Source organism: Dyadobacter sp. 22481 (genome assembly GCF_052044875.1).
GTDB lineage: Bacteria > Bacteroidota > Bacteroidia > Cytophagales > Spirosomataceae > Dyadobacter > Dyadobacter endophyticus.
The window spans coordinates 1576014-1601650 of record NZ_JBQENV010000002.1 but is presented as its reverse complement, the minus strand read 5'-3'; the positions used below and the strand labels follow the sequence as shown (position 1 = coordinate 1601650).

25 protein-coding genes are annotated in these 25637 nt (G+C 50.5%); 11 read left to right on the top strand and 14 right to left on the bottom strand.

Annotated elements, in window-relative coordinates:
- Positions 1-9: 9 nt before the first annotated feature.
- Both ACTJJJ_RS16775 and ACTJJJ_RS16770 read left to right on the top strand, forming a co-directional pair.
- Positions 10-1302: an NCS2 family permease gene (locus tag ACTJJJ_RS16775; RefSeq protein WP_188933187.1), complete on the top strand. Its 1293-nt coding sequence runs from the start codon at positions 10-12 to the stop codon at positions 1300-1302.
- A 7-nt stretch (positions 1303-1309) separates the two neighbouring features.
- Positions 1310-2116, top strand: a complete 807-nt coding sequence (locus ACTJJJ_RS16770; protein WP_440702409.1) for a 5'-methylthioadenosine/adenosylhomocysteine nucleosidase — start codon at positions 1310-1312, stop codon at positions 2114-2116.
- On the opposite strand, the gene ACTJJJ_RS16765 is transcribed toward ACTJJJ_RS16770, so the two are convergent.
- Entirely contained in the window at positions 2091-3395 is a 1305-nt protein-coding gene (locus ACTJJJ_RS16765) for a chloride channel protein (protein WP_188933191.1), read from the bottom strand. The two genes, ACTJJJ_RS16770 and ACTJJJ_RS16765, sit on opposite strands and share 26 nt — an antisense overlap.
- Positions 3396-3708: 313 nt before the next feature.
- On the opposite strand from ACTJJJ_RS16765, the gene ACTJJJ_RS16760 reads away from it, so the two are divergent.
- Both ACTJJJ_RS16760 and ACTJJJ_RS16755 read left to right on the top strand, forming a co-directional pair.
- Positions 3709-4818: a hypothetical protein gene (locus ACTJJJ_RS16760; RefSeq protein WP_440702408.1), complete on the top strand. Its 1110-nt coding sequence runs from the start codon at positions 3709-3711 to the stop codon at positions 4816-4818.
- Between the two features lie 16 nt (positions 4819-4834).
- Entirely contained in the window at positions 4835-5923 is a 1089-nt protein-coding gene (locus ACTJJJ_RS16755) for an Ig-like domain-containing protein (RefSeq protein ID WP_440702407.1), read from the top strand.
- On the opposite strand, the gene ACTJJJ_RS16750 is transcribed toward ACTJJJ_RS16755, so the two are convergent.
- From ACTJJJ_RS16750 to ACTJJJ_RS16725, 6 genes are all read right to left on the bottom strand, one after another.
- Complete coding sequence (locus ACTJJJ_RS16750; RefSeq protein WP_188933198.1) at positions 5924-6643, bottom strand: LytR/AlgR family response regulator transcription factor; 720 nt, start codon at positions 6641-6643, stop codon at positions 5924-5926.
- Positions 6644-7804: a sensor histidine kinase gene (locus tag ACTJJJ_RS16745; RefSeq protein ID WP_440702406.1), complete on the bottom strand. Its 1161-nt coding sequence runs from the start codon at positions 7802-7804 to the stop codon at positions 6644-6646.
- A gap of 169 nt (positions 7805-7973) precedes the next feature.
- Positions 7974-8210 (bottom strand): hypothetical protein, encoded by a 237-nt coding sequence (locus ACTJJJ_RS16740; RefSeq protein ID WP_188935183.1) that lies wholly within the window; start codon positions 8208-8210, stop codon positions 7974-7976.
- A gap of 163 nt (positions 8211-8373) precedes the next feature.
- Positions 8374-8991, bottom strand: a complete 618-nt coding sequence (locus ACTJJJ_RS16735; RefSeq protein WP_440702405.1) for an START domain-containing protein — start codon at positions 8989-8991, stop codon at positions 8374-8376.
- A 237-nt stretch (positions 8992-9228) separates the two neighbouring features.
- Complete coding sequence (porV, locus tag ACTJJJ_RS16730) at positions 9229-10311, bottom strand: type IX secretion system outer membrane channel protein PorV (RefSeq protein ID WP_440702404.1); 1083 nt, start codon at positions 10309-10311, stop codon at positions 9229-9231.
- A gap of 99 nt (positions 10312-10410) precedes the next feature.
- Complete coding sequence (locus tag ACTJJJ_RS16725) at positions 10411-11382, bottom strand: phytanoyl-CoA dioxygenase family protein (RefSeq protein WP_440702403.1); 972 nt, start codon at positions 11380-11382, stop codon at positions 10411-10413.
- A 156-nt stretch (positions 11383-11538) separates the two neighbouring features.
- On the opposite strand from ACTJJJ_RS16725, the gene ACTJJJ_RS16720 reads away from it, so the two are divergent.
- The 3 genes from ACTJJJ_RS16720 to ACTJJJ_RS16710 all read left to right on the top strand — a co-directional run bounded on the left by ACTJJJ_RS16720 (position 11539) and on the right by ACTJJJ_RS16710 (position 15150).
- A complete protein-coding gene (locus ACTJJJ_RS16720) occupies positions 11539-12384 on the top strand; it encodes a helix-turn-helix domain-containing protein (protein ID WP_440702402.1) in 846 nt (281 codons plus the stop codon).
- Positions 12385-12467: 83 nt separating this feature from the next.
- Positions 12468-13115, top strand: a complete 648-nt coding sequence (locus ACTJJJ_RS16715) for a 2'-5' RNA ligase family protein (RefSeq protein WP_440702401.1) — start codon at positions 12468-12470, stop codon at positions 13113-13115.
- 202 nt (positions 13116-13317) lie between these two features.
- Positions 13318-15150 carry a gamma-glutamyltransferase family protein gene (locus ACTJJJ_RS16710; protein WP_440702652.1) on the top strand — a complete coding sequence of 611 codons (1833 nt, stop codon included), beginning with the start codon at positions 13318-13320 and terminating at the stop codon, positions 15148-15150.
- 62 nt (positions 15151-15212) lie between these two features.
- Here ACTJJJ_RS16710 and ACTJJJ_RS16705 read toward each other — a convergent pair whose 3' ends face one another.
- Together ACTJJJ_RS16705 and ACTJJJ_RS16700 are read right to left on the bottom strand one after the other, a co-directional pair.
- A complete protein-coding gene (locus ACTJJJ_RS16705) occupies positions 15213-16049 on the bottom strand; it encodes a GNAT family N-acetyltransferase (RefSeq protein ID WP_440702400.1) in 837 nt (278 codons plus the stop codon).
- A gap of 12 nt (positions 16050-16061) precedes the next feature.
- The gene (locus tag ACTJJJ_RS16700; RefSeq protein ID WP_440702399.1) at positions 16062-17687 is read right to left on the bottom strand and encodes an ankyrin repeat domain-containing protein; all 1626 of its coding nucleotides are present in this window, start codon (positions 17685-17687) and stop codon (positions 16062-16064) included.
- Between the two features lie 83 nt (positions 17688-17770).
- On the opposite strand from ACTJJJ_RS16700, the gene ACTJJJ_RS16695 reads away from it, so the two are divergent.
- Positions 17771-18178 (top strand): GNAT family N-acetyltransferase, encoded by a 408-nt coding sequence (locus ACTJJJ_RS16695; RefSeq protein ID WP_440702398.1) that lies wholly within the window; start codon positions 17771-17773, stop codon positions 18176-18178.
- Positions 18179-18187: 9 nt separating this feature from the next.
- On the opposite strand, the gene ACTJJJ_RS16690 is transcribed toward ACTJJJ_RS16695, so the two are convergent.
- From ACTJJJ_RS16690 to ACTJJJ_RS16675, 4 genes are all read right to left on the bottom strand, one after another.
- Positions 18188-19261, bottom strand: a complete 1074-nt coding sequence (locus ACTJJJ_RS16690) for a winged helix DNA-binding domain-containing protein (RefSeq protein WP_440702397.1) — start codon at positions 19259-19261, stop codon at positions 18188-18190.
- Between the two features lie 118 nt (positions 19262-19379).
- Positions 19380-19763, bottom strand: a complete 384-nt coding sequence (locus ACTJJJ_RS16685) for a hypothetical protein (protein ID WP_188933226.1) — start codon at positions 19761-19763, stop codon at positions 19380-19382.
- Positions 19764-19980: 217 nt separating this feature from the next.
- A complete protein-coding gene (locus ACTJJJ_RS16680; RefSeq protein WP_440702396.1) occupies positions 19981-20445 on the bottom strand; it encodes a GNAT family N-acetyltransferase in 465 nt (154 codons plus the stop codon).
- Positions 20446-20522: 77 nt separating this feature from the next.
- Entirely contained in the window at positions 20523-21146 is a 624-nt protein-coding gene (locus tag ACTJJJ_RS16675) for an SDR family NAD(P)-dependent oxidoreductase (RefSeq protein ID WP_440702395.1), read from the bottom strand.
- A 97-nt stretch (positions 21147-21243) separates the two neighbouring features.
- On the opposite strand from ACTJJJ_RS16675, the gene ACTJJJ_RS16670 reads away from it, so the two are divergent.
- The 3 genes from ACTJJJ_RS16670 to ACTJJJ_RS16660 all read left to right on the top strand — a co-directional run bounded on the left by ACTJJJ_RS16670 (position 21244) and on the right by ACTJJJ_RS16660 (position 23108).
- Positions 21244-22050, top strand: coding sequence for a LuxR C-terminal-related transcriptional regulator (locus tag ACTJJJ_RS16670; RefSeq protein ID WP_440702394.1), 807 nt, complete (start codon positions 21244-21246; stop codon positions 22048-22050).
- Between the two features lie 139 nt (positions 22051-22189).
- A complete protein-coding gene (locus ACTJJJ_RS16665) occupies positions 22190-22498 on the top strand; it encodes a hypothetical protein (protein WP_188933239.1) in 309 nt (102 codons plus the stop codon).
- Between the two features lie 115 nt (positions 22499-22613).
- Positions 22614-23108, top strand: a complete 495-nt coding sequence (locus ACTJJJ_RS16660; RefSeq protein WP_188933241.1) for an anthrone oxygenase family protein — start codon at positions 22614-22616, stop codon at positions 23106-23108.
- Between the two features lie 12 nt (positions 23109-23120).
- Here ACTJJJ_RS16660 and ACTJJJ_RS16655 read toward each other — a convergent pair whose 3' ends face one another.
- Positions 23121-25559 carry an outer membrane beta-barrel protein gene (locus ACTJJJ_RS16655; RefSeq protein ID WP_440702393.1) on the bottom strand — a complete coding sequence of 813 codons (2439 nt, stop codon included), beginning with the start codon at positions 25557-25559 and terminating at the stop codon, positions 23121-23123.
- Between the last annotated feature and the right edge of the window lie 78 nt (positions 25560-25637).

Sequence of the window (25637 nt, the reverse complement as noted above, 5' to 3'; positions counted from 1 at the left end):
CTGAACGATATGACCTTATTTTCCGGGCTTCGCAAAGAGCAGATCTCCACCGAAATCCTGGCCGGGATTTCCTCATTCCTGGCAACGGCGTATATCATCGTCGTCAACCCGTCGATCCTCAGCCAAACCGGCATGCCGTTCCCTGCCGTGCTTACAGCAACGATCCTCGTGTCGTTTTTTAGCAGTCTGATGATGGGCCTTTACGCCAACAACCCTATCCTGGTCGCGCCGGGAATGGGCCTCAACGCTTTTTTCACCTACACGGCCGTGCTCACCGACGGGCTGTCGTGGCAAGTGGCGCTCGGGACGGTATTCTGGTCGGGGATCTTCTTCCTTATTTTATCTGCATTCAACATCAGGGCCTACATTGTCAAGGCCATTCCAAAACCGTTACGCTTCGGCATCGCGGCGGGAATAGGGCTGTTTATCACGCTTATAGGTTTTGCCAATGCCAAATTCATCGTGCCCAATCCGGCGACGATGATCAGCCTGGGCAACCTCAATGCGCCCACGCTCACATTCATCGCCGGTTTGCTTGTGACGGTGATCCTGCTGATCCGCAATGTAAAAGGCAGCATCCTGATCGGCATTGTCATCACAAGCCTGCTCGCCTGGCCGATCGGTCGCTGGTGGGGTGGCACAGAAACCGTTATTACCATCGATCATCTCGTTTCGAAACCCGATTTCAGCCTGCTTTTTCAGCTCGACCTCGTCCATTCGCTTCGATGGAGCCTGGCACCTATCATTCTTGCGTTCGTATTTACCGATATGTTCGACAGCCTTTCCACGTTTGTCGGGCTGGCAGAAGCCTCCAATCTACTCGACGAAAACGGCGAGCCCCGCAATATCCGACGCTCGCTGATGGTGGACGCCATTTCAACGACCATCGCCGGGCTCACGGGCAGCAGTCCCGGTACGGCTTACATTGAATCGGCAGTAGGAATCGAGCAGGGTGGCAAAACGGGTCTCACCGCGGTTACCGGCGCCATTTTGTTCCTGCCATTTCTGTTCCTTTCGCCTTTGCTGAGCGCGGTACCCTCTATCGCCACCGCGCCTGCTTTGGTGCTGGTAGGTGTTTTTATGATGAAACCCGTGATCCGCATCAGCTGGAATGATCTTTCAGAAGCATTTCCGGCTTTCCTCGCCATGGTTCTGATCCCCTTTACCTACTCCATTACCCAGGGCATTATCTGGGGATTCCTGAGCTGGACGGCCCTGAAATTGCTCTCGGGACGGGCCAAGGACATTAGTATAGCCCTCATTATCATTGATATTTTCGCCATACTGGCCCTGATTTTTTAAACTCAACATGAAGAAAAATTCACTACTCACATTCCTCTTTCTACTCATCGTTCTTTCTGTTAAATCCCAAAGCGTTACCGGTATTCTCGGCGCATTTCCGCCTGAACTGGTATTGCTGGAAAGCGAAATGACACAGAAAAAAGATACGATTATCAGCCAGATCCGGTTCATTAAGGGCGAGCTGCGAGGCCGGCGCGTCGTGCTCGCGGAAACGGGGGTCGGGAAGGTCAATGCCGCCATTACCACCGTCGTGATGATCCAGCATTTTAAACCGCGAGAAATCGTGTTTTCAGGTATTGCGGGCGGTGTGGACCCCACGCTGGCGCCGGGCGATCTGGTGATCGGGACGCAGATCGCCTACCATGATTTCGGGCAGATCGACGACGCCGGAATGCATTATTGGGCTACGAAAAACCCTTTTACCCAGAAGGAAAACCCACTGAAATTCCTCTGCGATTCCGCATTGATCAGCAAGGCCCTTTCGGTTTCCAAAAACCTGAAACTGGCGAAGGTGGAGCGGGGCAACGGCAGCTTTGTCCCCGCTGTAAAAAAAGGCATTATCGTCACGGGCGACCAGTTTGTCTCCTCCGAAAAAACCACTCAGCGGCTACTGAAAGACCTGCATGCAGCCGCTACGGAAATGGAAGGGGCAGCCATCGCGCAAACCTGCTACCAACAGAATACGCCGTTTCTGATCATCCGGAGCCTCAGCGACAAAGCCGATGGCAAAGCCAAGGCGGATATGGACCAGTTCTACCATGTAGCAGCACATAATGCAGCGACGCTCGTTATGGCCGTGGTTGCGGAACAGTAGCTACCTGCCCGCCAGTCGCTTGTTTGACCTGATAAGTGTAAACCGAGTACGGGAAAATCGCCGCAGCTACCCATTTAGAAACGAGGCTCGCGATCACGATCGGGATAAAGAGAATATAGTTGTCGGCTAACGCGCACACCAGGAAAATAGAGGTAAACGGCGCGTGAATGCTGCCACTGAGCACAGCCGCCATGCCTATCAGCACAAAATTGACAGGTATCAGGCCGAGTCCGAAATAGTGGTTTAATACAACACAGACAATCAATCCGAGAAATGCGCCGATGAACAGGCTCGGCGCAAAAACGCCTCCATCACCACCTGCGCCAAGTGTAACCGACGTCGCGACAGGTTTGAGTAGCAGTACCACGAGCAACGGCAGTATGACGGCCAATGTAGGCGCGTCGGCCTGACGGAATACATGCTTGATCCCTTCATAACCTTCGCCGTAAAGGTTCGGTACGAAGAAAATCATCGTTGAAATCAGCAGCGAGCCACCAATAATACGGGCATAATCGTTTTGCAGCGAACCGAAAAACTTCTTGCAAAACAGCACGCATTTGGTAAGATAAACCGAATTGAGCCCTGCCAGCACACCCAGCAGGATCATGTAAGGCAGTGCCTCCGTGCGCCAGTTGGTGACGCTGAAATGGAAGACTTGTTTGTAAAAAAAGAAGCGGGTAATCAGGTACGACGAAAGCACGGCGGTAACCACCGCTGCGGTGTGCAGTTTGCTTTTTCTTCTTGTAAACACCTCAAAGGCAAATAGAAACCCGGCAACAGGTGCATTGAAAAGGGCCGTTACCCCCGCGGCCAGCCCCGCGCACACGAGATCCGTACGGTACTTGCGCAGATAGCTCACTTTCCGGCTCGACAATGCGCCAATAGCCGCCGTTGAAACCACAGTGGAGACTTCGATGCCCGTGGAGCCGCCGAAAATTACTGTCAGCAGGCCATTGAAATAATGAGAGGGAATTTTGTAAGCAGGCAATGTGTGGGCATTTTTATTGATCGTATCCAGCACTTCCTTGATCCCTTTATTGGCTTTGTTATGAAATAGGAAATAGCGCAGCAAATGAATGGTAGTGAGGCCGATGAGCGGAATAATGAAGATCAGATAACGATTGTGCCGCAAGTTTTCCAGGAAAGCCTCCTCGTAATGCTCTGTAATGACTTTGAGGGTATCGGCTACCAATGCTGAAAAAACGCCGGTTACAGCTGCCGCGAGCACTACCGCGATCACCCTTTGGGATTTTTTTACTTTATATGAATTCAGTTCCATGTCTTATCTTAAATCGGAGAAACTCAGCCCCACATTCAAAGATAACGCCGGTCAAAGGTTTTTTGTCTACGCTAACCATGGTTACATCTTAATTTAATCCAATTTCATCGATAAATAAAAAATGATATCCGATCGTTACCATTCGATAATTTATGCGACTGCCAATAACAGATTAAATACGCCGCCGACGCGCTGAAAATTTACATGCAAACCCATCGCTTCAACCGGTAGGTTTGCCGCATCCGCTACTTTATAATACGCTGGACATATTATGCTGGCCGTTCATTGTCAACTCATTAAACGCACATAAACGATGAAGAAGGTTTATTTTTTGTTGGCCGCACTTGCCGGGCTCGTGTTCCTGGCCAACACTTCGCGCGTGAGGCCTGCCAAATACGGCATGGCAGTCGGTACGCCGGAGATCCGATCGATCAGCGGGCTGGCTTTCGGGCCGGACGGGGTGCTTCTTGTGGGCGATTCCAAAAGTGCGACGGTTTTCGCGATCGACACGAAAGACGCGACCGCCAATGCAAGTACACAACCTGTTGAAATAAAGAACATTGACCAGAAAATAGCTGCATTACTGGGAACAGATGCCGCTAACATCAGTATTCAGGACATTGCCGTAAACCCTGTTTCCAAAAACATTTACTGCGCCGTGCAAAGTGCCGATGGTACACCAGTCCTGCTCAAAATCACCGGCGACAAAATCGAAGCGGTAAGTACTAAAAATATACCGTTTTCGAGCCTCGCGCTTAATAATGCACCTGCGGAAGACGCGAAAGACAAACGTGGTAATTCTGTGAGGGTTGCGGCGATTTCGGATATTGGTTTTGCCGATGGGAAAGTGCTGGTGAGCGGGCTCTCCGGTCAGGAATTCAACTCAACTTTCCGCAGCATTACTTTCCCTTTTACCAACAAACAGGACCAATCAACGCTGGAAATCTATCATGCCGCGCATGGCAAATATGAAACACTGGCGCCGATCCGCACATTTACAACGGCTGAAATCAAGGGTAAAAAGTACCTGGTAGCGAGCTACACCTGCACGCCGCTGGTCCTTTTCCCGATGGACGAGCTCAAACCCGGTACGCATGTAAAAGGCCGCACCGTCGCCGAAATGGGTAGCGGTAATTCGCCGATCGATATGGTGACGGTAAGCAAAGGCGGAGAGTCGTTCCTGATGATGTCCAACTCTGCCCGGCCCGTTTTCAAGGTAAAATACAAAAGCATCGAAGCCTACCAGGGCGCGCTGACGACCCCTGTTGAGGAAAGTTTCGCGACGGCGGGCGTCGATTTCGTGTCTCTGCCGGTGACGAATGTGATTCAGATGGACAAGCTGGACGATTCGCGCATGATCATCCTGCAACGCCGGTCCAACGGCAGCCTCGACCTCTGGACTTCGAGTGAAAGGTATTTGTAAGATTTCGACAAACCGATTGGTCAGGCTGGCGTACATCCCCGGCCTGACTTTTTTTGTATGCCTTATCGCCTGTCTTCCTGAGAGCGCGAATCAGTCGATCGACATTCAATGGAAAAACGGGCAGGCCTTCGCCATCCGAATTCCTGGCGCCCTTGCAGCGGACATTCCGGAAGATTCCATTTTTTCTCTGGTAACAGTCAATATAGCCGGCCAACAAAATCCCGTAGGCATTCTGGGCTCGTTCGAACAAAAAGAAAGCGGGCTGCTGTTCACGCCGATGATTCCCTTCACGCGCGGCATGCATTATGACGTACGTGTACGCGACACGCGCGTGGGAGGCTTTGAAGTCCCTGAAAATAATGCTGGTAATGCGCCAAGGGTTATTGCCATTTATCCTTCGGCCGACACGCTGCCTGAAAACCTGCTGAAAATCTACCTGCATTTCAACCAACCGATGCGCGAGGGGCTTTCAGCGAAATATATAAAACTCATTAAAAACAAGCGCGATACCATCGACGGCGCATTCCTGGACCTGCAACCGGAATTGTGGAACCCGGAGCGGACGGTTCTGACACTCTGGCTCGACCCTGGTCGCATCAAACGTGATTTACAGCCTAATAAGCGACTCGGCGCGCCCATGCAGCGCGGCACGCATTACGAGATTGCGATATCGCAGGCCTGGACCGACGCGCGCGGGAAACGTCTCGCCAAAGCCTACCAAAAGGCGTTTGTTACCATCGCGAAGGACTCGCTCTCGCCGCAACCTTCGCAATGGACATTGGTACCACCCACAGCCGCCACGAAGCAAGCATTGAAGATCGATTTTAAAGAACCGCTCGATCACGGCCTTTTACAAGAAGTATTTACTGTACAAGACGGCGCGGGCGAGAAGATCTCGGGTCAATGGCAAATTGGCAAGGCTGAAATACAATGTCATTTTATTCCGGATGCAAACTGGAAAGCCGGTTCTTATAAAGTTCTGATCGAACCCAGGTTAGAAGATTTGGCAGGGAATAACCTCGTTCGCCCCTTCGATAGGGATATTACAAAAACGTCGGAGGCTGTCACCGGCGAAATCGCTTTACTGCACTTCAATGTCAAGTGACTAACGGTTCTTATCCATTAGCCTCCGGTTTACCACCTGTTCAATTACCTGCTCACGGTAATTCCGGCTGATGGGAATACGATGCGGCTGAATAAAGATCTCATTTCCGTCGATCCCCTCGATTTTCCCGATCGAGACAATATAGGATTTATGAATGCGGATAAAATGCCGGCTATCAAGGTTTTGTTCGAGGTGTTTGAGGTTGAGCAGCGTAATGTACTTGCCTTTTCGAGTATGGATCGTGACGTAGTTTTGTAGGCCCTCGATATACAGAATATCATCGAAGAAAATCTTCTCGTATTTGCTGCCGCATTTGATAAAAAAATAGTCTTCCTCGGTCTTCGATGTTGCGGATTTGGTCAGCAGTTTGTGATAATCCCTTGCCTTGCCCGCCGATTTGAAAAAACGCTCGAAAGTGATCGGTTTCAGCAGGTAATCCATCACATTGAGCTGAAATCCTTCCAGCGCGTAACTCGGGTAAGCCGTGGTTATGATGGCCATCGGCGGGTTCTGCACGATTTTCAGGAAGTCGATACCGCTCATTTTGGGCATTTGAATGTCCAGGAAAATCAGGTCGACAGGCTCGCGGTCCATAAGACTGATGAGTTCGACCGGGTTTTCGCAAACGCCTGTCAGTTTCAAAAAATCCACTTCCTTCACATAATCAGCCAGCCCTTCCCGCGCCAGCGGTTCATCATCTATTATCGCACAATTGATCATCTAACCGGCATGATTTAAAGACATTGGAGAAATTTCTGTCGATTCCAATTTTTCAAGTTCAGCCTCAAAATGAACGACAAACCGGTCAGCATCGCGCCGGATATCCAGCTCGTATTTTCCCGGATAAATCAGATCCAACCTGCGCCGGACATTTTTTAGGCCGATTCCCCCGTAATTCACCACTTCCGCATTCTGCTCCTCCGAAACCGTGTTGATGAGATTAAATACCAGATTTGCATTGTCCAACCGCAGATCGCCTCGGATCCAGTTGGGCTGGTCGTGGTGCCTTGAAACGTGCTTAAATGCGTTTTCCATGAACGTCATGAGCACAAAAGGCGCAATGCCCGGCTGCTCGCTAAAGTGTTCCTCCACCTTGAAAACCACATCCAGGTTGTCGCTCTGACGCAGCTTTTCCAGTTCGATAAAGTTTTCGAGATAAGCAATTTCCTTAACCAGTGGGATCTGGTGGTCGTTGCATTCATACAACTGATGCCGGAGTAGCTCCGAGAACTTCGCAAGCGACGCCGACGCCATATCGGGGTTTTTATGGATCAGGAAAAAGATCGAATTGATACTGTTGAAAAGGAAATGTGGGTTGAACTGGTATTTCAGAAAATTCAATTCGGTTTCCAGCTTTTCTTTTTCCAGAATTTGTTGTCTTTGCTGCGTTTGAAGCCAGTTTTTGGCTAATTTGATACTCATCGCAAATGTCGTTGCGGCAACAGTCGACGATAACGGTCCTCCGAGCATCATGTGAAAAAACTCGTAGTTTCCAGGTCCGAAGAATTCTTCCAGTGTTTTTCCTGCGGCCCAGGCGCCGATGTAGTAGCCCGGCACGATCATCGCGGCAGTAGCGAGGATGGTTAACAGCAAAAACGTCAGAAATTGGACATACCTGCCTTTTTCCAGGAACCGCGGGATGAGAAAATACAGGTTGAAATACACCGCCAGCGCCTGCCATATCACGTAAAACAGGAACTTGATCACGGAGGTTGTAAACAGTGCTTCCACCACCTTGACCGGATTGCCAAGCGCCACCACCCACCATATATAATGATAGACGATCCAGAATGGAATATGGTAGAGCTTGTACCTGAAAAACCAATGCGCCCGGGGGGGCGAAGCGGCAAAATCAGGGTCGAAATGCGGTTGGGCGGTCATGCGGGAACAAGAGGCTATTCTATTCCCAATTTACGGGAATAAGCGCAGAATAGGAGCCGTCGGGATGAACTGGCCCAAATAATTGATAAACTGTCGGCGCCGCTATACAACAAGACCCGGTGGATTTGGATCGTCCGCCAGGCCTGTACCGAAGTTATTCACTAAAAAGCTATGTCAGCGTTACACCACACGGGCATGCCGTGCTGCGTTTGACGGCGTTATTATATTCCAATTTCAGCTTCTTACCTTTCTCATCCGCCTCTTCAAGGAGCTCGAAAGTGCGGCGCTCGCCAAGCATCAGAAGCGATTGGAAAAGAATGCCGGCATATTTACTTTCTTCGCTACCAGGGCCTTTTTCCTTGGCGAGATCATTGTAGTGCCCGAAAAGATCTTTCCCTTTCCCCATCGTTTTATGTTTTGCGTTGAATTTCAGAACCTTAGTTTCCGCGCTAAAAAGCGCTTCGAATCTCCCTTTTGCCAATTTAGGAAAATAATTATAAAAAATCTCAAAAAACGCATGCCAATTTGAATAGATAGCGATGGATATCAGACTGCCGATCACCCTCCCACTAACCTCCGCGACGCTTCCGCAGCACCTTCCGCATGTTTTGAAACGTTTCGATAGGTGCCCGGCAAGCAAACATGTTCACGACATGCGCAGGAATGTGACCGCCGGGATCGACTTGCAGCATGTATTCCACCCACACCTTCCCGTCCGGCAACGGGCGGATTAGCCAGCGGTTTATTGAAGCATTGATTCGGACAACACCCTCCCGCAACGGCACGATGCCCGGTACGGCTGGTGCTTCAACAGTCACAGCACCGCTCCCTTCGTGTTTTATGACGCGCAAATGCGTCACAAAATCGCGATTATCCAACGGCCATGGCAAACTTACCTCCGTATGATAAAGCAGCTCCGTATCGGAAACTCTTCGAATCAGTCGGCACGATTTGGTATGGCACACCCATTGCTCGGCGGCTTTCACATCCAGCAGTAATGCAATCACCTCATCCAGGCCTGCATCCAGCGTGCATTCCGCTTTCATGGCTTTGATCTTCGAATCGGGGACCGTTTTGGCATACACTTTTATCCCGTCGCGCATAGCCACGCGCCTCCATTCCGCCTGCGCGACCGCATGTGTAATACACAGGTAAAGAGACAGTAAAGCGAGTATCAGGCACCTCATAGCGGCACAAAATTCTCACTTCAACACCCATTAGCGAAGCCCATTTCTCCCCTGATGCCGGAAAGCATGTTTGAACTGACAGAATGCATGTTTGAACTGATGAAAGTTTGCAGGCACCGGGGGATCATTCGATTGTAGCGAATCGGTTTTCCAGGAATATTATTGAAAACAGACTTCGGCGGTGTGCTGCAAATACTTGTTAATCCGGGAATATTCGTTGAAAGGCGTTCAGCAGCCCTAAAAGTTGACCGAAGCCGACACTTTATACATATTCTTCAAGGGACTGCCCGAATCGGTCGGGATCAGATATGAGAAGTCGAGGGAATAGTGTTTCAGAATGCGTACACCGGCTCCGGTGGTGAAGAATTTGCGGTTGCCTTTCACTTTGTTTTCGGCGTGGTAGCCGCCCCGGAGTGCGAATACATTTTTGTACCAATATTCAGCCCCCATAGCCACAACTATTTCCTGCATTTCTTCTTTAAAACCGCCGGGTGCGTCCGAAAAAGATTGAAGAATACCTTCCAGATACGGTTTCTGATTCACATTACTGCCAGGAACAGGCGTTGGTACCAACAGTTTTCCCGCCTCGGCGGTCACGTTCAGCTTGTGTTGCCCGTTGGCAGTATACGAAAGACCTCCGCCCAACCTCAGGGTTGTCGGCAAAAAGTATTCATAACCTGACCCATAGTCCATCTTGGGGCCGATATTGGTCAGCGCGGCACCGACCGTCCATACCATATTTTCATTCCCCTCGGCATCAGACGAAAGACTTTTGTAATAAACCCCGATGTCGCCGGCTACTGCGCGTGCAGGCTTCAATACATTGCCCTGCACGACACTGCTTCCAATGTCCGATGACACATATTTGAGCGTCATCCCTGCTGAAAAATGGCTTCCCAATTGTTTGGCGTACGATCCGCTGAACGCGATATCTCCACCGGGGGAAAGTGACGGAGCCGAAACGATTGCCGGATCACTGAAATATTGAACGGATGCGCCCACCACCTGCCCATTGTTCAACTTCTTGTAACCGGCGGCGTAACCCAGCCAGGCACCATTAATAAGGGAGGGCAGCCAGGGCGAGTAAGTCGCAGAAACTCCAAAACTTCCCGGCGCATCGGCGAGCTTACCGACGTTCCAGAATGCCGAATTCGCGTCGCCACTTGTGGCAGTCCCGGCGTAGCCCATCCCTCCTGCCCGGGCATCCGGCGCGATGGTAAGAAAATCGGCGGCGGTCTCGGCAATGCGGTAGCTTGCCTGGGCAAGTACGTTCGTCATCGTGCACGACAAGCATGCCAGCGTGAGCAGATTCGCTTTCATAGGGGTTTGATTTACGTTAAAAAAGTTTGTTAGCGGTTACAAACCCAAAACGTACCCCATTTTATATTATTACGTGATTCGCCGACATTCTTAAATATCTCAATCCCAGCGATCCAGCCCTAGCAATTTGCGTCCCAGTTCGCTCAACTCCGCCGTTTGATAACGGGTTTGTTCCCAATTCCGGGGATCGCCCGGGAAAGCGTAACCCTGCGGCGCCTCACGTTCCCGCCAGGAGCGGATCCGCCATTGCCGCAATGCCTCATCTTCTTCCTGCGCCGGCATCATCGAAATATATTGCGCGAGGCGAACTTTGTCCTCGCTCCGGTTCGCGCGGATCCCGTGCGGCTGGGAACTATTGAAGATCAGCATGTCACCGGCATTCATTTTTACCTTAACGATCTCAAAACCTGTCACGTCCGGCTGAAAATGATTCCTGTCCTTCGGCTGCGTCAATTTCCAGGTGTCGTAGGTCCTGAACAGCTCCGGCACGCATTGAAACCCGCCCATATTCTCGTCGTCCTGGTCGGCCAGCGCGAGTACGCCCTGCACATTTTGCGGTTTGGTTTCCGGGTCGTAGTCCCAATGAATAAAGCCTTTATATTCGAAACCGGGACGGAGCGGCAGGTTCAAATTGGCCCGGTCGATGGTCACCCAAAGTTTTTCGGTGCCCCAAATGTCGGAGAATGCCTCATGCACCTTCGGGTATTGTCGGTTATCCCACAGGTATTGATGATTGTACACCTCGACCATCCCGGTATTGGTCAGTTCTTTCATCTTCATTTCGGCACGTGGCGGCGCGTACCATGTTTCCGGGTCATCCGGGTCCTTTTCTTCAAATTCCCACAAAAAATCGGCCAGCTTTTTGACCTGCTCTCTCGGTACCGCATTCGGGATCACGATATAACCATTGGTTGTCCAGAAATCCCAGTCTTCTTCGGTCAGTAATTTGAGCGGTTTGCCGTTACTTCTATCGTTTAGCCTCACATTGCTCGATTTGGCCGTCGAAGGATTACCAGGAATGTCCTGATGAGCATTCCCAGGTGCCATAGTGGCCATTGTTTTCGCTTCCATATCAATACTATTTTTTCATGATTGAATAAAACAAAACTAATTATCCGCTATAACCTCCACTACCGCTACAATTGCCTATTTTTGCTCTATATTAACAAGAGCAGGAAATTACGCCTGTCATAGTGGCAAACCAGGGACAATTACAGGCATTTTAATATGAAAATTATCCGCGAAGACATCCACCCGGACCAGGGAAGTTCTTTCAAAATCCTGCTAACCCCGGGCCTGAACGACACATTTCTGTGGCACCTCCACCCTGAGTATGAGATCGTATATGTGGAAGGATCGAGCGGCACGCGGCACGTGGGCTCGCATACGTCCGTGTACGAGGGCAGCGACCTGGTGTTTATCGGCCCGAATATACCGCACCTGAATTTCGATTATGGGGTTCGTACAAGCTGCGAGCAGGTAATTGTCCAGATGCGGGAAGATTTTTTGGGCAAAGATTTTCTGCTTGCACCCGAGCTCCAAAACATCCGGAAGTTGTTCGAAAACTCGCATCACGGTCTCTCATTTTCCGGCGAAACCAAGCGTATTATAGGTGAAAAGCTCAAACAAATACCCGCGCTGGCCCCGTTCGACCAACTACTGACGCTTCTTGGCATTTTAAGGCTTATGGCCGAGTCGACCGAAGCGATCGTATTGAATCCCAAGCCGATCTGCAGTAAATCATTCCGGAAAGAACATCTGCGCATGCAGCATGTTTATGCGTACGTAGAAGCCCATTTCGACCGCACACCCGACGTGAATGCAGTTGCGGCCGCGGTAAACCTCACCACTCCTGCTTTCTGCCGGTTTTTCAAAGCGAATACCAGCATGACTTTCACCGATTTCGTGAACCAGTTCCGGATCAATCAGGCGAAGAATCTCTTGCTTCAAGACCGCTCAGTTTCAGAGGCATGCTTTGCTGTCGGGTTCGAAAGCCTCTCCTATTTCAATAAGCTTTTCAGAAAAGTAGTCGGCGAAAACCCTTCTGAATTCAAGAAACGGCATCTACGATAAATTTATTGATATTTTTAAGATCAATAGTTTGGTATTTAAAATACCTTTACTATTTTTACAAGTGAAAATTACACTTCATCAACATGAAATCTATTCACATCAACAACAACGATTTGAGTACGATCAGGAACATCCGGGAGCATCTCTATGAGTACCTCCTGGTTTTTTCCTGTGATCCGGTCACCGAAGCCGCGATCGGAAGCGTCAAGCAGTATTTTCAAAAGGCTTATGGCTGCGAACAGGCTGCGAATCTCCGCCCGCATCTGACCCTTTTTAACTGCATTATCCATGAATATAAACTCGACAGGGTAATTCAGGGGTTTGAAAAAGTGGCGCGCCATGTCGCGCCATTCCGTATTGAATTGGATGGTTTCAACCGGTACGAAGGCGGTACGTTTTACGTCGATCTGGACGCAAGCTCCTCTCTTCAGGTAAACGGGTTGACCAAGAACCTTAAAACCGAGACGATTGAGCACCTGTCCAAATGGGCTTCGGGGGAATTCAGGTTCTGCACCGATCCGCATGTTACCATCGCCCGCGGGATGACACCGGCACAGGTGAACAGCGCAGCCAAGGAATGGATGTACAAGAAATTCCACTCATCGTTCCGTGTCACGGAAATGATCTTGCTGAAAAGATCCCTGGTAAGCGGCTCGAAGTGCAGGGAAATCGCGCGCATGCCATTGTTGGGTTTGCCGGACCAGACGTTTGTGCAGGCGAGTTTGTTCTGATCGCGGTAAGACGTATAGGGACATACGACTAAGAAAATGATTAGGAGCTATGTAAAGTTAGGCCGATCCGGTTATTTCGTATCTTCGGCTATAGGTGAGCGGTATTTCGAGTGTAATAATCGACCGCTGCCGACCGACGGACCAATTTCCTAACGACCTTTTTATGAAGCCAAAATTCCTTTTATGCTCAACGATCGGGCTGATGCTTTGTGGACTGAGTGCCTTTTCACAGTCTTTCAACAACTTCCCTGTTACTACCCAAAAGCCGCCGCTGCATGGCAAGCACTGGATGGGGATTACCGGCAAGCCGCTCGCGGCGACAGCCGGCGCGATGATTTTCAGCAAAGGCGGTAACGCTATTGATGCTTCATGCGCGATGCTAGCGGCTACCTGCACGATGTGGGATGTACTGAGCTGGGGTGGAGAAACGCAGGCGTTGATCTACAATCCCAAAACCAAGAAAGTGATCGCCATCAACGCAATGGGCGTCGCGCCGACAGGGGCTACGGCGGCCTTTTTCAAAAATAAGGGCATGAAATATCCGCCGGAATATGGCCCACTGGCTGCCACAACACCCGGAACGCCCGGCGGCTTGATGACCATGCTCGCGGAATACGGAACGATGAGCCTCAAGGAGGTGCTCGCGCCAGCAATGCAGATGGCCGAGGGCTACCCTATCGAAGCACAGACCGCTAATTCCATTGAAAAAGGTAAGGACGAAATCAAGAAATGGCCGTATTCGACCAAGGTATTCCTGCCCCATTTAGGGCAGAAGCGCGAGGCTCCGGATGCGGGGGAGATATTTGTCCAGAAGGATTTGCGTGAGTCATTACAGAAACTGGTGGATACCGAGCAACAAGCGCTAAAAAGCGGCAAAACCCGTAAGGAAGCCATTTATGCGGCTTATGACCGGTTTTACAAAGGCGACATTGCCAAAGAGATCGCGCGCGGTTGCCAGGAACAGGGAGGCCTCATCACCGAGCAGGATATGGCCAACTGGAAGGTTAAGATCGAAGAGCCTTTGATGACCAACTACAAAGGTATTGAAGTGTACAAAATGCAGCAATGGACGCAGGGGCCGGTCATGTTACAGGCGCTCAACATGCTGGAAAACTTCGATCTGAAGAGTATGGGATACAATTCCTCGCGCTATGTGCATACTTTGTATCAGGTCATGAACCTGGCATTTGCCGATCGTGACTTCTATTATGGTGATCCGGCGTTTGCTCCTGAAGAGCCGATGAGAGGGTTACTGTCCAAAGAATATGCGAAACAAAGGATCAAGCAGATCAATTGGGAGCAGAACGACGCGAAAACAATGCCCGGAGACCCCTACCCTTTTGAGGGAAAAAAGAATCCTTTTACTGAACAGATCAAAAACTGGGGCAATTTTCAAGCGTCGTTGAACCGCAATGCAAATGGGCTCGACGAAAAGTTTATGGAGGAATTCACTGCGGGAACGACTTCCGTTGAAGCCACCGACGAAGAAGGCTGGGTGGTTAGTATTACGCCCAGCGGCGGTTGGGTGCCTGCGTGTATCGCGGGTAACACGGGCGTGGGCCTGAGCCAGCGCATGCAATCGTTCGTGCTCGATGCCCGCGAGAATCCCTTTAATGTGGTAGAACCAGGTAAACGACCAAGGGTTACTTTGACACCCAGCCTCGCCATGAAGGACGGAAAACCGTTCCTTTCCTTCGCCAAGCAGGCAGGCGACGAGCAAGACCAGCTTCTTTTGCAATTCTTTTTAAATGTGGCCGAATTCGGAATGACGGTGCAGGAAGCGACGGAGGCTCCGAGCTTCAAGACATTGCAAATGTATGCCAGCTTCGGTGAGCATGAAAAAGATCCGGGAGGGCTGATTTTAAATCAATCCATGCCCGACTGGACACGCAAAGAACTCTCCCGCATGGGCTACAAACTGAGCTACCAGCCCCGCACCAGCGGCCCGATTAACGCCATTTATTTCGATTGGCAGCACGGCAGCTTTTGGGGAGGATCGAGCAACCATGGTGAAGATTACGGCTTCGGTTGGTGATCATTCGCAAAGCCACCTTAATGCCATAACTCGATGTTATAGGATTGTTTTAACTAACAATCCTATAACAATTGTGAACGGTCGATGATGCGGATCATGCCAAAAGCCGGGCCAAAGCCGGTTTGCTGGTAAAACGGCGCCAGTCCCTCGCCCGTAAAAAGCCCGATCAAAGCGCCGTCGGGCGCATGCACGTCGAGCCATTGCTTCACCTCCCGCATCACAGCCGAACCTACCTGCTTACGTTGCCAATCACGGTGCACCATTACATCTTTAATATAGAAAAAGCTAAGGCCGTCGCCGAGCACAAGCGCACAGCCGATCGCCTCGCCGGTTTCGCTGTTTTCGGCAACTGCCACAAAAAGCGTCGCGTCGAGCTTCTCTCGGAGCAACTCGTCGGATTGGGTGTTTGTCCATCCCACAGAGTTAATGAGATTACGGTATTCGGCGACAGTAAGCATCCGCCCGAGGGTCCGAATGGTGGCCGGCATAGGCTCCGATTTGCTTTCACCAGCCGAGGTAGCAGGAGCAGCGAAAGTAACGTAATTCCCATTGAGATCCTTGACAACATATTCCTCAAAACCCCAGGGCTGCCTTTCCAAATGCATCACAATCTGCGCGTTCCGGTCCTGATGCATTTGATACAGCTCACGGATATTTTTGACCCTGATCCACACACATTGTCCGCGTAACCGCTCCGCTCCCTCGCTATCCCGTGAAAACTGAATGAAAGCCCCGTGCCAGGTGACACCTCCATGGTTGGGCGGCGTACCCCACGTCCAATGGCCGGGAAAGCCCAGCACTTCATGCCAGTACTTTACGGTTTCGGCCACATCGTTAACCGCCAATACCGGTTCGGCATGAGATATGAACGGTTCGGGTTTTACGTTGTTGTTTTCCATGTTTGATTTAATTTACAACTCAGGCAAGGCGAGGACGGTATTATGCCCGCGTCTCTCCGCCCACGCTCTCGGGCGCGCCCACGGTTTACCGACCGGCAAATGCGCGTTGGCACCCTTTTCGAGCAGGAATTGCACCATTTTTGTTTTGCCGGCTTTGGCAGCCCAGCCGAGCGGCGTGGTACAAAACTGCTCGTCGATCGCATCAATATCGGCACCGTGTTCCAGAAACAGCGCTGCGTTATGGATATCGCCACGCTCCGCAAACCGATGCAAAGGTGTAATGCCCAGCCAATTCTTGAAATTGGCGTTCATACCGCGTTGGAAGAGGTATTCGGTTAGCTCGCGACTCTTGATCGCGTCTTGCGGGCCGCGGCTCTCCACTCCCACTCCAATGTCTTTCGCAAGATCGGGTTGGTAGCGGAGTATCAGGCGGACGAAATCTTCGTTTCCCTGTCCAGCGGCTGTTTCCAATGCGGATACATTAGCTGCAAGCGCCGGGTTCGCATTTAAAACAGCTGCGGCCGTCTGGATATCGCCGTAGTACGCAAGCAAATCCAACGATCGGGCCGCGCCGTAGGAACACAGCAGGTTGATCATAGCTTTGTCCCCACGTTCCAAAGCCGCCGTGAGCGTATCCGCAGAACTCTCGATCGGCACATTGGGGTGTGCACCGTGTTGCAGGAGTAGTTTTACGATTTCAATATGGTTGTACACCACCGCCGAATGCAAAGCATGGCCCATCGGCGCTATACCTTCTTCCGGCAGATTAGGATCAGCCCCCTTTTCAAGCAATAGTCTCACGATCGCCATTCGGCCCGCCATCGCTGCATTTTTCAACGGCGCGCCGGAGCCCGCATAATAGGTAACGTATTCAGACGGCTTGTTAGCCAGCGACGGATCCAGGTCGAGCAACGCCCTCACCCTTGCCTCATCGCCTTTCAATGCGGCCATACAAATATCCACGTACGCACCTCTGCTTACCAGATGCAGGTAAATATCGTTGGGCTTCCATTTCCATTCGTCGGGCACATCGCGCCAGCCGCGATAGGAATAGTCGCCGTTCGTAAGCTGGACAGGCCGTGCTCCATCCGGCCGCCTGGCATCGATATCGGCCCCGCGGGCGAGCAATGCGTCAATCATTTCAGGCTGGCGCGACATGGTCGCCCAATGAATAGGTTGGTTACCTTCATCATCGGTAGCGTGTGTGTATTCGTCGGAGCTAGCCAGTAATGTATTAAACGCCTTAAAGTCTCGATTTCGGATAGCGGCGGCAATCAGTTTCCCGGCCTCGGAGCCCTTGTGGCGGTTTAACGCACGTTCGAGGAGTTCTTCCATCGCCGTAAAACCGCGGTCACGTGCCATTTGAATGAGCGGATCGCCGGTACCGGAATCCACGGGGCTTGCGCCGTGTTGTAGGAGATACTCCGCCACTTCCAACCGGTCGTTGGCCACGGCGAACGACATAGGTGTACGGTAATCGTAGGCCCCGCGCACAAGGGTAGCGTCTTTTGCCAACAGGTTCTTTACTTTTTCAAGATCGCCGTCACGGGCGGCGCAGAACATTTGCCATACATCGGTTCCCAGTCCGGTCGACCAGAATAATGGTTCTTCTTTTTGAAGTGCGGCGGGCTGGGTCATGGTGACGTAAATTGAATTAGGCTTATTTTTGTGCGATGCGTCGTGTAGTTAGGTATTTTTTGTATTAAATAAAAGGAAGAGATTTGATTGAAATTCAAAAAGTTAATGCGGATGATCTGCTGGAAATCCGGCACATGGTACTATGGCCCGACATGCCAATCGAATTTGTAAAAGTGCCCGAAGATGAAAGCGGCACCCATTTTGGTTTATACCTTGATGGCACGCTTGTATCGGTCATTTCGCTCTTTGGCGAGGGCGAGAACATCAGGTTCAGGAAATTTGCGACGCTCCCCGGCTTCCAGGGCAAAGGACTGGGTTCCAGGCTTCTGCAACATGCCATAGCGTACGCGCAAACGCAAGGCTACACACGCATGTGGTGCGACGCTCGCGCCGACGCCCTCGGTTTTTACGAACGTTTTCAGTTCAAAAAGTTCTCCGAACCTTTTTTCAAGGAACATATCAGTTATTACAAAATCGAACGGATGCTTTGAATACAATATTCATTTAAATACTGCACTCTTTTTCCCGATAAACCGGGCATAAGCGGTACCGGCGGTTTGCAGGGATTTTTCGGCGGCAGCGGACATTTTGGATAAAGGCGAGATCTCTATATTTACAGAATCCTTCTTCTCCGTCCGCCGCCAAACGGCCACGATCTTGCCCTTTACCATCACAAGCGGTTTAAAAATACCATTACCCGAATCCGGATTTTGTGCCACAATATCGTCCATGGCCGCACTCCGGTCGGCATATCCGATTGTGAGCTCATCGAACGGAGGAATGAGCATTGCATTTGCGGGTACTTTGGGCAGTTCCGTCGCCGCTCTGAACAGATATTCCCGTCCACCCACAAGGGCCGATTCAAAATCCCCACGAACGGCTTCGAAACCACGCTTCGAATCGGTTAACGTCAAACCGCTCCACCAGGCAAAGTCCTGGACAGTAGCCGGCCCGTGGCTCAGGAAATAGCGCTTGGCCAATGCAGCCAATGCCTCGTCCCGATTCAGCGGCGCCGCAGAGGGGACCTTTTTGTCGAATAATGCATAAGTAAACTTTTTCCCGCGGCGTGCGCCATTACAGATAATCTTGTCGAGCTCGGCCTGGAACATAATGTGTGTCGCACGGAGGTTGTCCGTTTCGATGCCGGCCTTATTTACCTCGGCGATTACTTCTTCGCGCGTCAGCTCGTTGCCATCGGCCAGTAGCTTGCCGATCAGGTCGTTGGTTATTTTAAAAACAGAATCGTCCAATTTTAGCTGACGATACATGGTGCCGGCGAGCTTGTAAACATGCGGTGCCGTGAGATCCATGATCCAGCGGGCATCTTCTTTTGCCACAAAATGCCAGGTAGGCCTCATAATATGTGTACGGATAATGCCGCCTGCGTCGATGGCTTGTTCTATGCTGGCGTCCGTTCCCTTTTTCAGGCGCAGGCCTACCGCCCATTTCGCCATGGCAAAATCCTGTGATTGTACAGCACCCATCCAGGCGACCAATTCGGCCGGATTGGTAAAACTGGTATTCAGAATTTGTTGGTTAGCAAGACGTATTGCCGCAATGTCGGATAGATTCATGGCTGGATAGTCGTTTTCTGACAAAGGTTTGAATCTTGCTAAAATGAGGATTTAAATACAAAAAAGAAAACCCTGCCGACCGTGGTGGTGACAGGGTACAATACAAACTGGCCAGGGTCTATTTTGAAACAGCCATTTGTTTAAGACCGTCAGATTGCAGATAGGCCATAGCGGCAACCCAGAGTGCTACCGCTCCGATGAACACATAGCCAATGACTGAAATAGGGAATGGCTGAAATAGTACTATCGCCGCGCTGCCTACTACCCAAAGGGTGTCCAGCACAATGACCAGCCTGACAGCCCGGGCATTCAGCGGATTGCCGCGACTTACCGAAAAGACCAAAGCCGCAAATACGACCAAGAAAATTCCGACTTCGACAAAGGGCATCGTGGCCGTCGTATCGAACAGCCCTGCGACCGCTTTTGGGAAAATCGCAAGCCCCAAACCTGTTGCACCTGAACTGATTGCATTAATAAGCATTACATTTTTGAGCGTTTTCATATGTCAATTGGTTAGTTGTTTTTGGATGCAACAAAGGTATTGCAGCACCTCCGCCTGCGGCTTACCCGCAGACGCCAATGACTTATCATTTCGTGACAAGCTCAAAAAAGTAGTACTACGTCAAGTTTGGTCAGGTATTTGTAAACTAATCGCTTGACATTACCTGACCACCCTTGACCAAATGACTCAATCAATACCACGGCAACGGCTCCGCTATTCAATAGGTTGCGAGACGCATCTCGGTCAGCATTTTTTTAAAACCTACTTTTTCATAGGCCGCGACGGCCGGTGTGTTGTCGGCATAAACCTGTAAACGCACCTCATCCAGACCTCTTTTACGGGCCCATTCCACGAGCGCGTCGATAATCAGTTTGTTGATACCCCGACCGCGCATATCGGGTTCGGTGTACATGAAACCCAGGAATGCATAACGTTCGAAGCTGTTATACGGCTTTGATTCGAGGATACGTGCGTGACCGCTGGCAATCAACCGGTCGCCCAGAACGGCCACGAGTACCTCAGCTTCGTCGCTGCGGATCATTGTTTCGAGATCGTAATAATGGAATTTCTCGCTGATGAGGGTGTCGTCGAGCGGACGTTCGGCCATGATCAGGTTTTGCTCGAATGCAAGAAGGGTGGGAAGCTCGTCGGGCCGCGCCGGCCTGATGTGAATATTGTCCATGGAAATGTTGATGTGGTGATTCCGCAAATCTACCATTTCGCAGACAAGCGTGTCAATTCTCAATACATAAAATAGCGCTATTTCACGATTTCTTCGCTTTTTTCAAGACCTGGCACGGCACTTTCCAGGATTACCATAGCCTTTTCCGCCAGTTCGGAGCCCGAGAAAGCCGTTAATGCAAAGCTGTTGATAACCAATCCTGAATCGTTCAGTTCCAGGTTGAGATGTTCGGCGAAATGCATATTGAATGCCAGCAACGCCTGCTCCCAGGCCGACAATGGATGCGGGCAGTGCCATAGATCGATCACCCTTGCGTGTGCATGAAGCAGCAGATTGGGCAACAGCTGATGCAGGTACAGGATTCCGCTCGCGTGATTGGTTTTCAACTTCCTGTCCAGCGAGCGGATGTCGTAATCTTCCAGCCGCCGGTGAAACCCCGTTTCAGCATAATTGATCAAAAGATCCACTTCAAAACGGTCGTTGATCTTTTCACAGACATTGATAATGCTCCCGGTATCGGCATCGTCGGCGACCAGGTAATGCACCAGCACCCGGTGTTTTTGCACGATTTCGCGTACCAGCGCTTCCAATGCGGCTTCATTTGCACCGATCAGGATCAAATGCCGGTTACCGGCCGCCAATGCTTTTGCGAAGGCTTTTCCCCACGGCGTATCGGCGCCACGGACTGCTGAAAAATTCATAGAGTTGATGATTTTAACAAAATAATGAGGGCAAACCTAGGTGAAGTGCCCCCGGAGTTGTCCTTTCTACATACCTGCAAAGAAAATCCGGACGCCGATGAGAGGAAATACTGATTTATCATTACAAAACCTGCCGGGAAGGTCGGCGCGACTTGCTCCCGATTACCTGCAATTGCTGAACAAATACTATGATTTTGACGGTTTTGAGCCCGATCGGCTCGACAAGCAATTAGCGCTCGTCCGGGCCATGGCTCAACTTAGCAGCAGCGGCGTAACCGTGTATGACCTGCAAAAGCAGGCGCATGTATACGTCTCGCGCAATTTTTATCAGCTCTACGGTTACGATTTTGGCGAAATTGGATCCTGTATTCCCAACGAGCTGTTCGACCGGAAAATACATCCCGGCGACCGGCAGACACTGGCCCGGAATGGTTATGAGGCCATGAAGTTTATGATGGCCCAGCCCGTGCATACGCGCAAGCAATTTAAAATGGTAACGGAATACCGGATCATGTCGGATGACCAAACCGCCATCCGCGTATCGGAACAACACCAGGTGCTCGAACTGGACGCATCCGGGAATATCTGGCTTTCGCTGGGAGTCATCGATATTTCGCCAAATCAGGCACTTACCGATGTGAAGAGCCAGGTCATCAATTTCCACACAGGCGAACTGATCAAACTGGAATACAACGATATTACAGGGGGCGTGAAACTGACGACGCGCGAAAAAGAGATCCTCGGGATGATCGGCACGGGCAAACTGAGTAAAGAAATTTCCGCACTACTGGACATTAGCGTCCACACTGTCAACACGCACAGGCAACGGATACTCGAAAAGCTGCAAGCCGACAATTCTATCGAAGCATTACAAAGCGCAAAAATGATCGGATTAATCGCCTAAGGATCATTCAAGACAACCTTATGATAATCACAACCGCTTTGTGAGTTAATTTGATAGATTTCTACGAAAAACTGGTACAGTTTTAATAGTGACATCGGTTACAATTTTCAACTCATCCGAAAAGTTAAACCTAATAGCTATGGAAGGCGAAAATGAAAAACAGAAAGTGATCACGCTGAACGACGAAAGTTTCAAGCATTATCTGATCGAACGCTACGGCAACCCTGCCGAAAATTCTAATTGGGGACGATTCAAGAACGCGTCACAAGACCTCATCTTACCGGAGACGTGGGTTCATTTGTATAATCAGGCCAAACAGGACATCTCGCAAAAAGGGGGATCGCTGATCGGCTATGAACTGGTGAACAATGTATTATTGAGCCACGACGGCATCAATTCCCACTGGCCTATCAATTGGATGTGGGTAATGAGATTTGGGCGGGACTAATTATTCAGTACGCTGACGGAGGAAGCTATTGATTCTGGCGGCCGTTTCTTGCAGGCTGTCGTTTTTGTTCTATTTTTCTGCCATTGTCCGGCCGACCTTTGAAAGAAAAAAAGACATGACGACAATCAACCTATTCCTGCTCGTGACGGCCCTTGCCAGCGGCCTTATTGCAGGCCTGTTTTACAGCTATTCTTGCTCGGTCAACCCCGGCCTCGGGACGCTTTCTGATGCCGGCTACCTCGCTGCCATGCAATCCATCAATCGTGCTATACTCAATCCCGTATTCTTTTTCAGCTTCATGGGAACGTTTTTACTGCTGCCTCTGAGCACCTACCAGCATTTTGGGACGGGAAGCCGTTTCTATTTGTTGCTGGCCGCGGCGGTGGTGTATGCGATCGGCACTTTCGGAGTAACCATGCTGGGCAATGTGCCGTTGAACGAGGCTTTGGATAAAATCAACCTGTCCAACTCCTCCGCGCAAGAACTGACGGCACATCGCCTACGGTTCGAAGTTTCCTGGAATAGGCTGCATGCAATCCGTACCTACGCTTCGATCATTTCGTTTGTACTGGTACTCCTGGCCTGCCTGACGGCATTTGACAAAAACTGACTATCATGACACTCACTCTACCCTACCCTTTTCGTCGTCAGAGGCATTGTTATTATGGCGACGTTTACGGGTGAAGGTGTCCTTGCCGAATTTGTAATTTAAAGCAATGCTGATGCGCTGGGTATCCGTTCTTCCCACCTGGTAATAATCCGATTGCCGGATACTGAACGACCGGTTGTGATAAACCCAGGAATGGAACAAGTCTTCGAAGTTCATGGCGACGGTGCCTTTCCCCTTCCATATTTTTTTCTGGATGCCGCCATTAACCCGGAACATCCCCGAAGTCTGCGCCTGGCCATTTACATCACGACTCGCATAGTAGCCGCCCACTTCCGCATTCCAGCCGTTACCGAGGTTGAAATAGTTATTGAGTTCCAGACGCGCCACGTTTGTCGCATAATTCAGCGCTTCGGTGTATAACGGGCCTTTCAGCGTAATCCGCGACAGCCGCAACGTAGTGTTGTTATACCACCAACTCGTGAGCTGGCCCGATACGCTGGTATTCAGCAATACCATATAACCCCTTGCGATATTGTCGGGGCGGCTGGTAAAGGTGTCGCCCTGGGCCTGGATAGTCGTAAAAATCCCGTTGGTGAAGCGGTTGTAGCTTAATCCCATGTTCAGGAAGTTCTTGTGCTGGTATTTCAGCTCCAAACGATCCTGGTATTGCGGTATTAAATGAGGGTTTCCAGCGCTGTAGGTATATTGATCCCTGTAAAAAACAAAAGGGTTCAGCATCTGGTAATTCGGCCGGTTGATCCTCCTAACGGCCATCAGCACTAACGCATTCTGCTCATTCAGTTTATAATTCAGGAAAATGCTGGGGAAAAGTTTAGTGTAATTTTTGGTAAAATGCATGGCTGCAACCGAGTCGTTACCCAGCTGATGTCCTTTGGCGGCGGTATTTTCGAGGCGTAACCCAAACTGCATTCCAAAGCGTTTCCACCTTTTTTCTCCACTTATATATGCCGCATTGATATTTTCCCGGTATTGAAAATGGTTTGAGCGGCGGTTGTCGGTTACCGCGTTGCCGTCGTTAGTATTGTAATAATTGAAAACAAAATCATTGTCTACGTAACTCGACTTGAATCCTCCTTCCAGGCGCGCTTTGTTCTTCAATGGATGGACATAATCGGCTTTGAAAGTGTAAATATTGATCTCCGAAGGGGTGCGGTACCGGAACAACTCCCGGCTCGTCGGTGACCCTTCCGCGTCGAAGAGCCGGTTTTCAAGATCCTGCCTTCCCTGGGTGTGATAGTTCAGATAATTCACATCGACCGCCAGCTCCCGGCCCTTATCGTTGAATTTGTGCAGCATGTTAGTGTTAATGCTGGTGTTGTTGCGAACGTCCTTTGACATCGTGCTGCCGTTCCCGGAGCCGGCCAACTGATACAATGCATTCTGCTGCGTGCTTTCGTAGTTAAAGTTGCCTTTTCGGGAAGAGCCGTTGAGATTGACAATGGCGCCGAAAATAGTTTTGGGTGTAGCTGTCAAATCCATTCCAAGATTTAAATTATAGCCATTTGAAGCATTTTTCTGGTCATTTTTCAACTCAACACGCGATTTCACCGCACCCGTTTCGTCATAATATCTCCGGCTAAAATCGTCTTCGCTGTAATTTTTCTCATAGCTGTAACCCAAATTAGCAAACAGGTTTAGTTTCCGCCGATTGTAATTAAGGTTTACCGCGTCGTTGCTTCGCGCATACCTGCCCTGGCTACCGCCCAACGCGACGCTACCCGTAAGCCCGCCTGTGCGTGCTTTTTTCAAACGGATATTGATCACCGCATTTCCGGCTGCATCATACCTGGCAGGCGGGTTGTCCATCAGCTCAATCTTGTCGAGCACGCCACCAGGCAGCGATTTCAGGTAAGCAGCCAGGTCGGCCCCCGACATGTAAGTGCTGCGCCCGTCGATCAGCACCAATACCCCACTCCTTCCGTTCAGGCTGATCTCGCCGGCAGCATTCACGCTGACACCCGGCGTTTTGCTCAGCACGTCGAATGTGTTGCTGGTAGCACTCCCGATCATCGACCCTACATTCACGATCGTACGGTCCATTTCCTGTTCGATCAGCGGCTTCTGGGCCTTTATTACCAGTTCGCCCAGTTCGATACTTTTGGCCGGAAGCAGGATAATTGCCGGCAAGGTAATGGTGGAATGCCCGGCATCGATCGTCAGGGCCGCGCTCCGGAAGTCCTTTTGGCCCATCGCACCGATTGCCAGCTCGAAGGTGCCGGCTTGAAGATTTACAAAACGAAAATTGCCGTTGACGTCCGTCACCTCGCCCGTTACGAGCGTTGAATCAGATGTTTTGAGCAGGCGTACGGTTGCTCCGGGCAAACTTTGGTTGGTAGCGTCTTTGACTGTCCCGGAAATGACGTTGCCTGACTGGGCAAGTGCGTTCAGGCCTATCAGGCAGGATGTAAGCAGAATGAAAAGCGTTTTCATGGCGATTATTTTACATGGATCGAGTAATGAGGCAAATATTGCCCGGCCCTGTAACCCTGTGAAATAAATGTGTTGTAA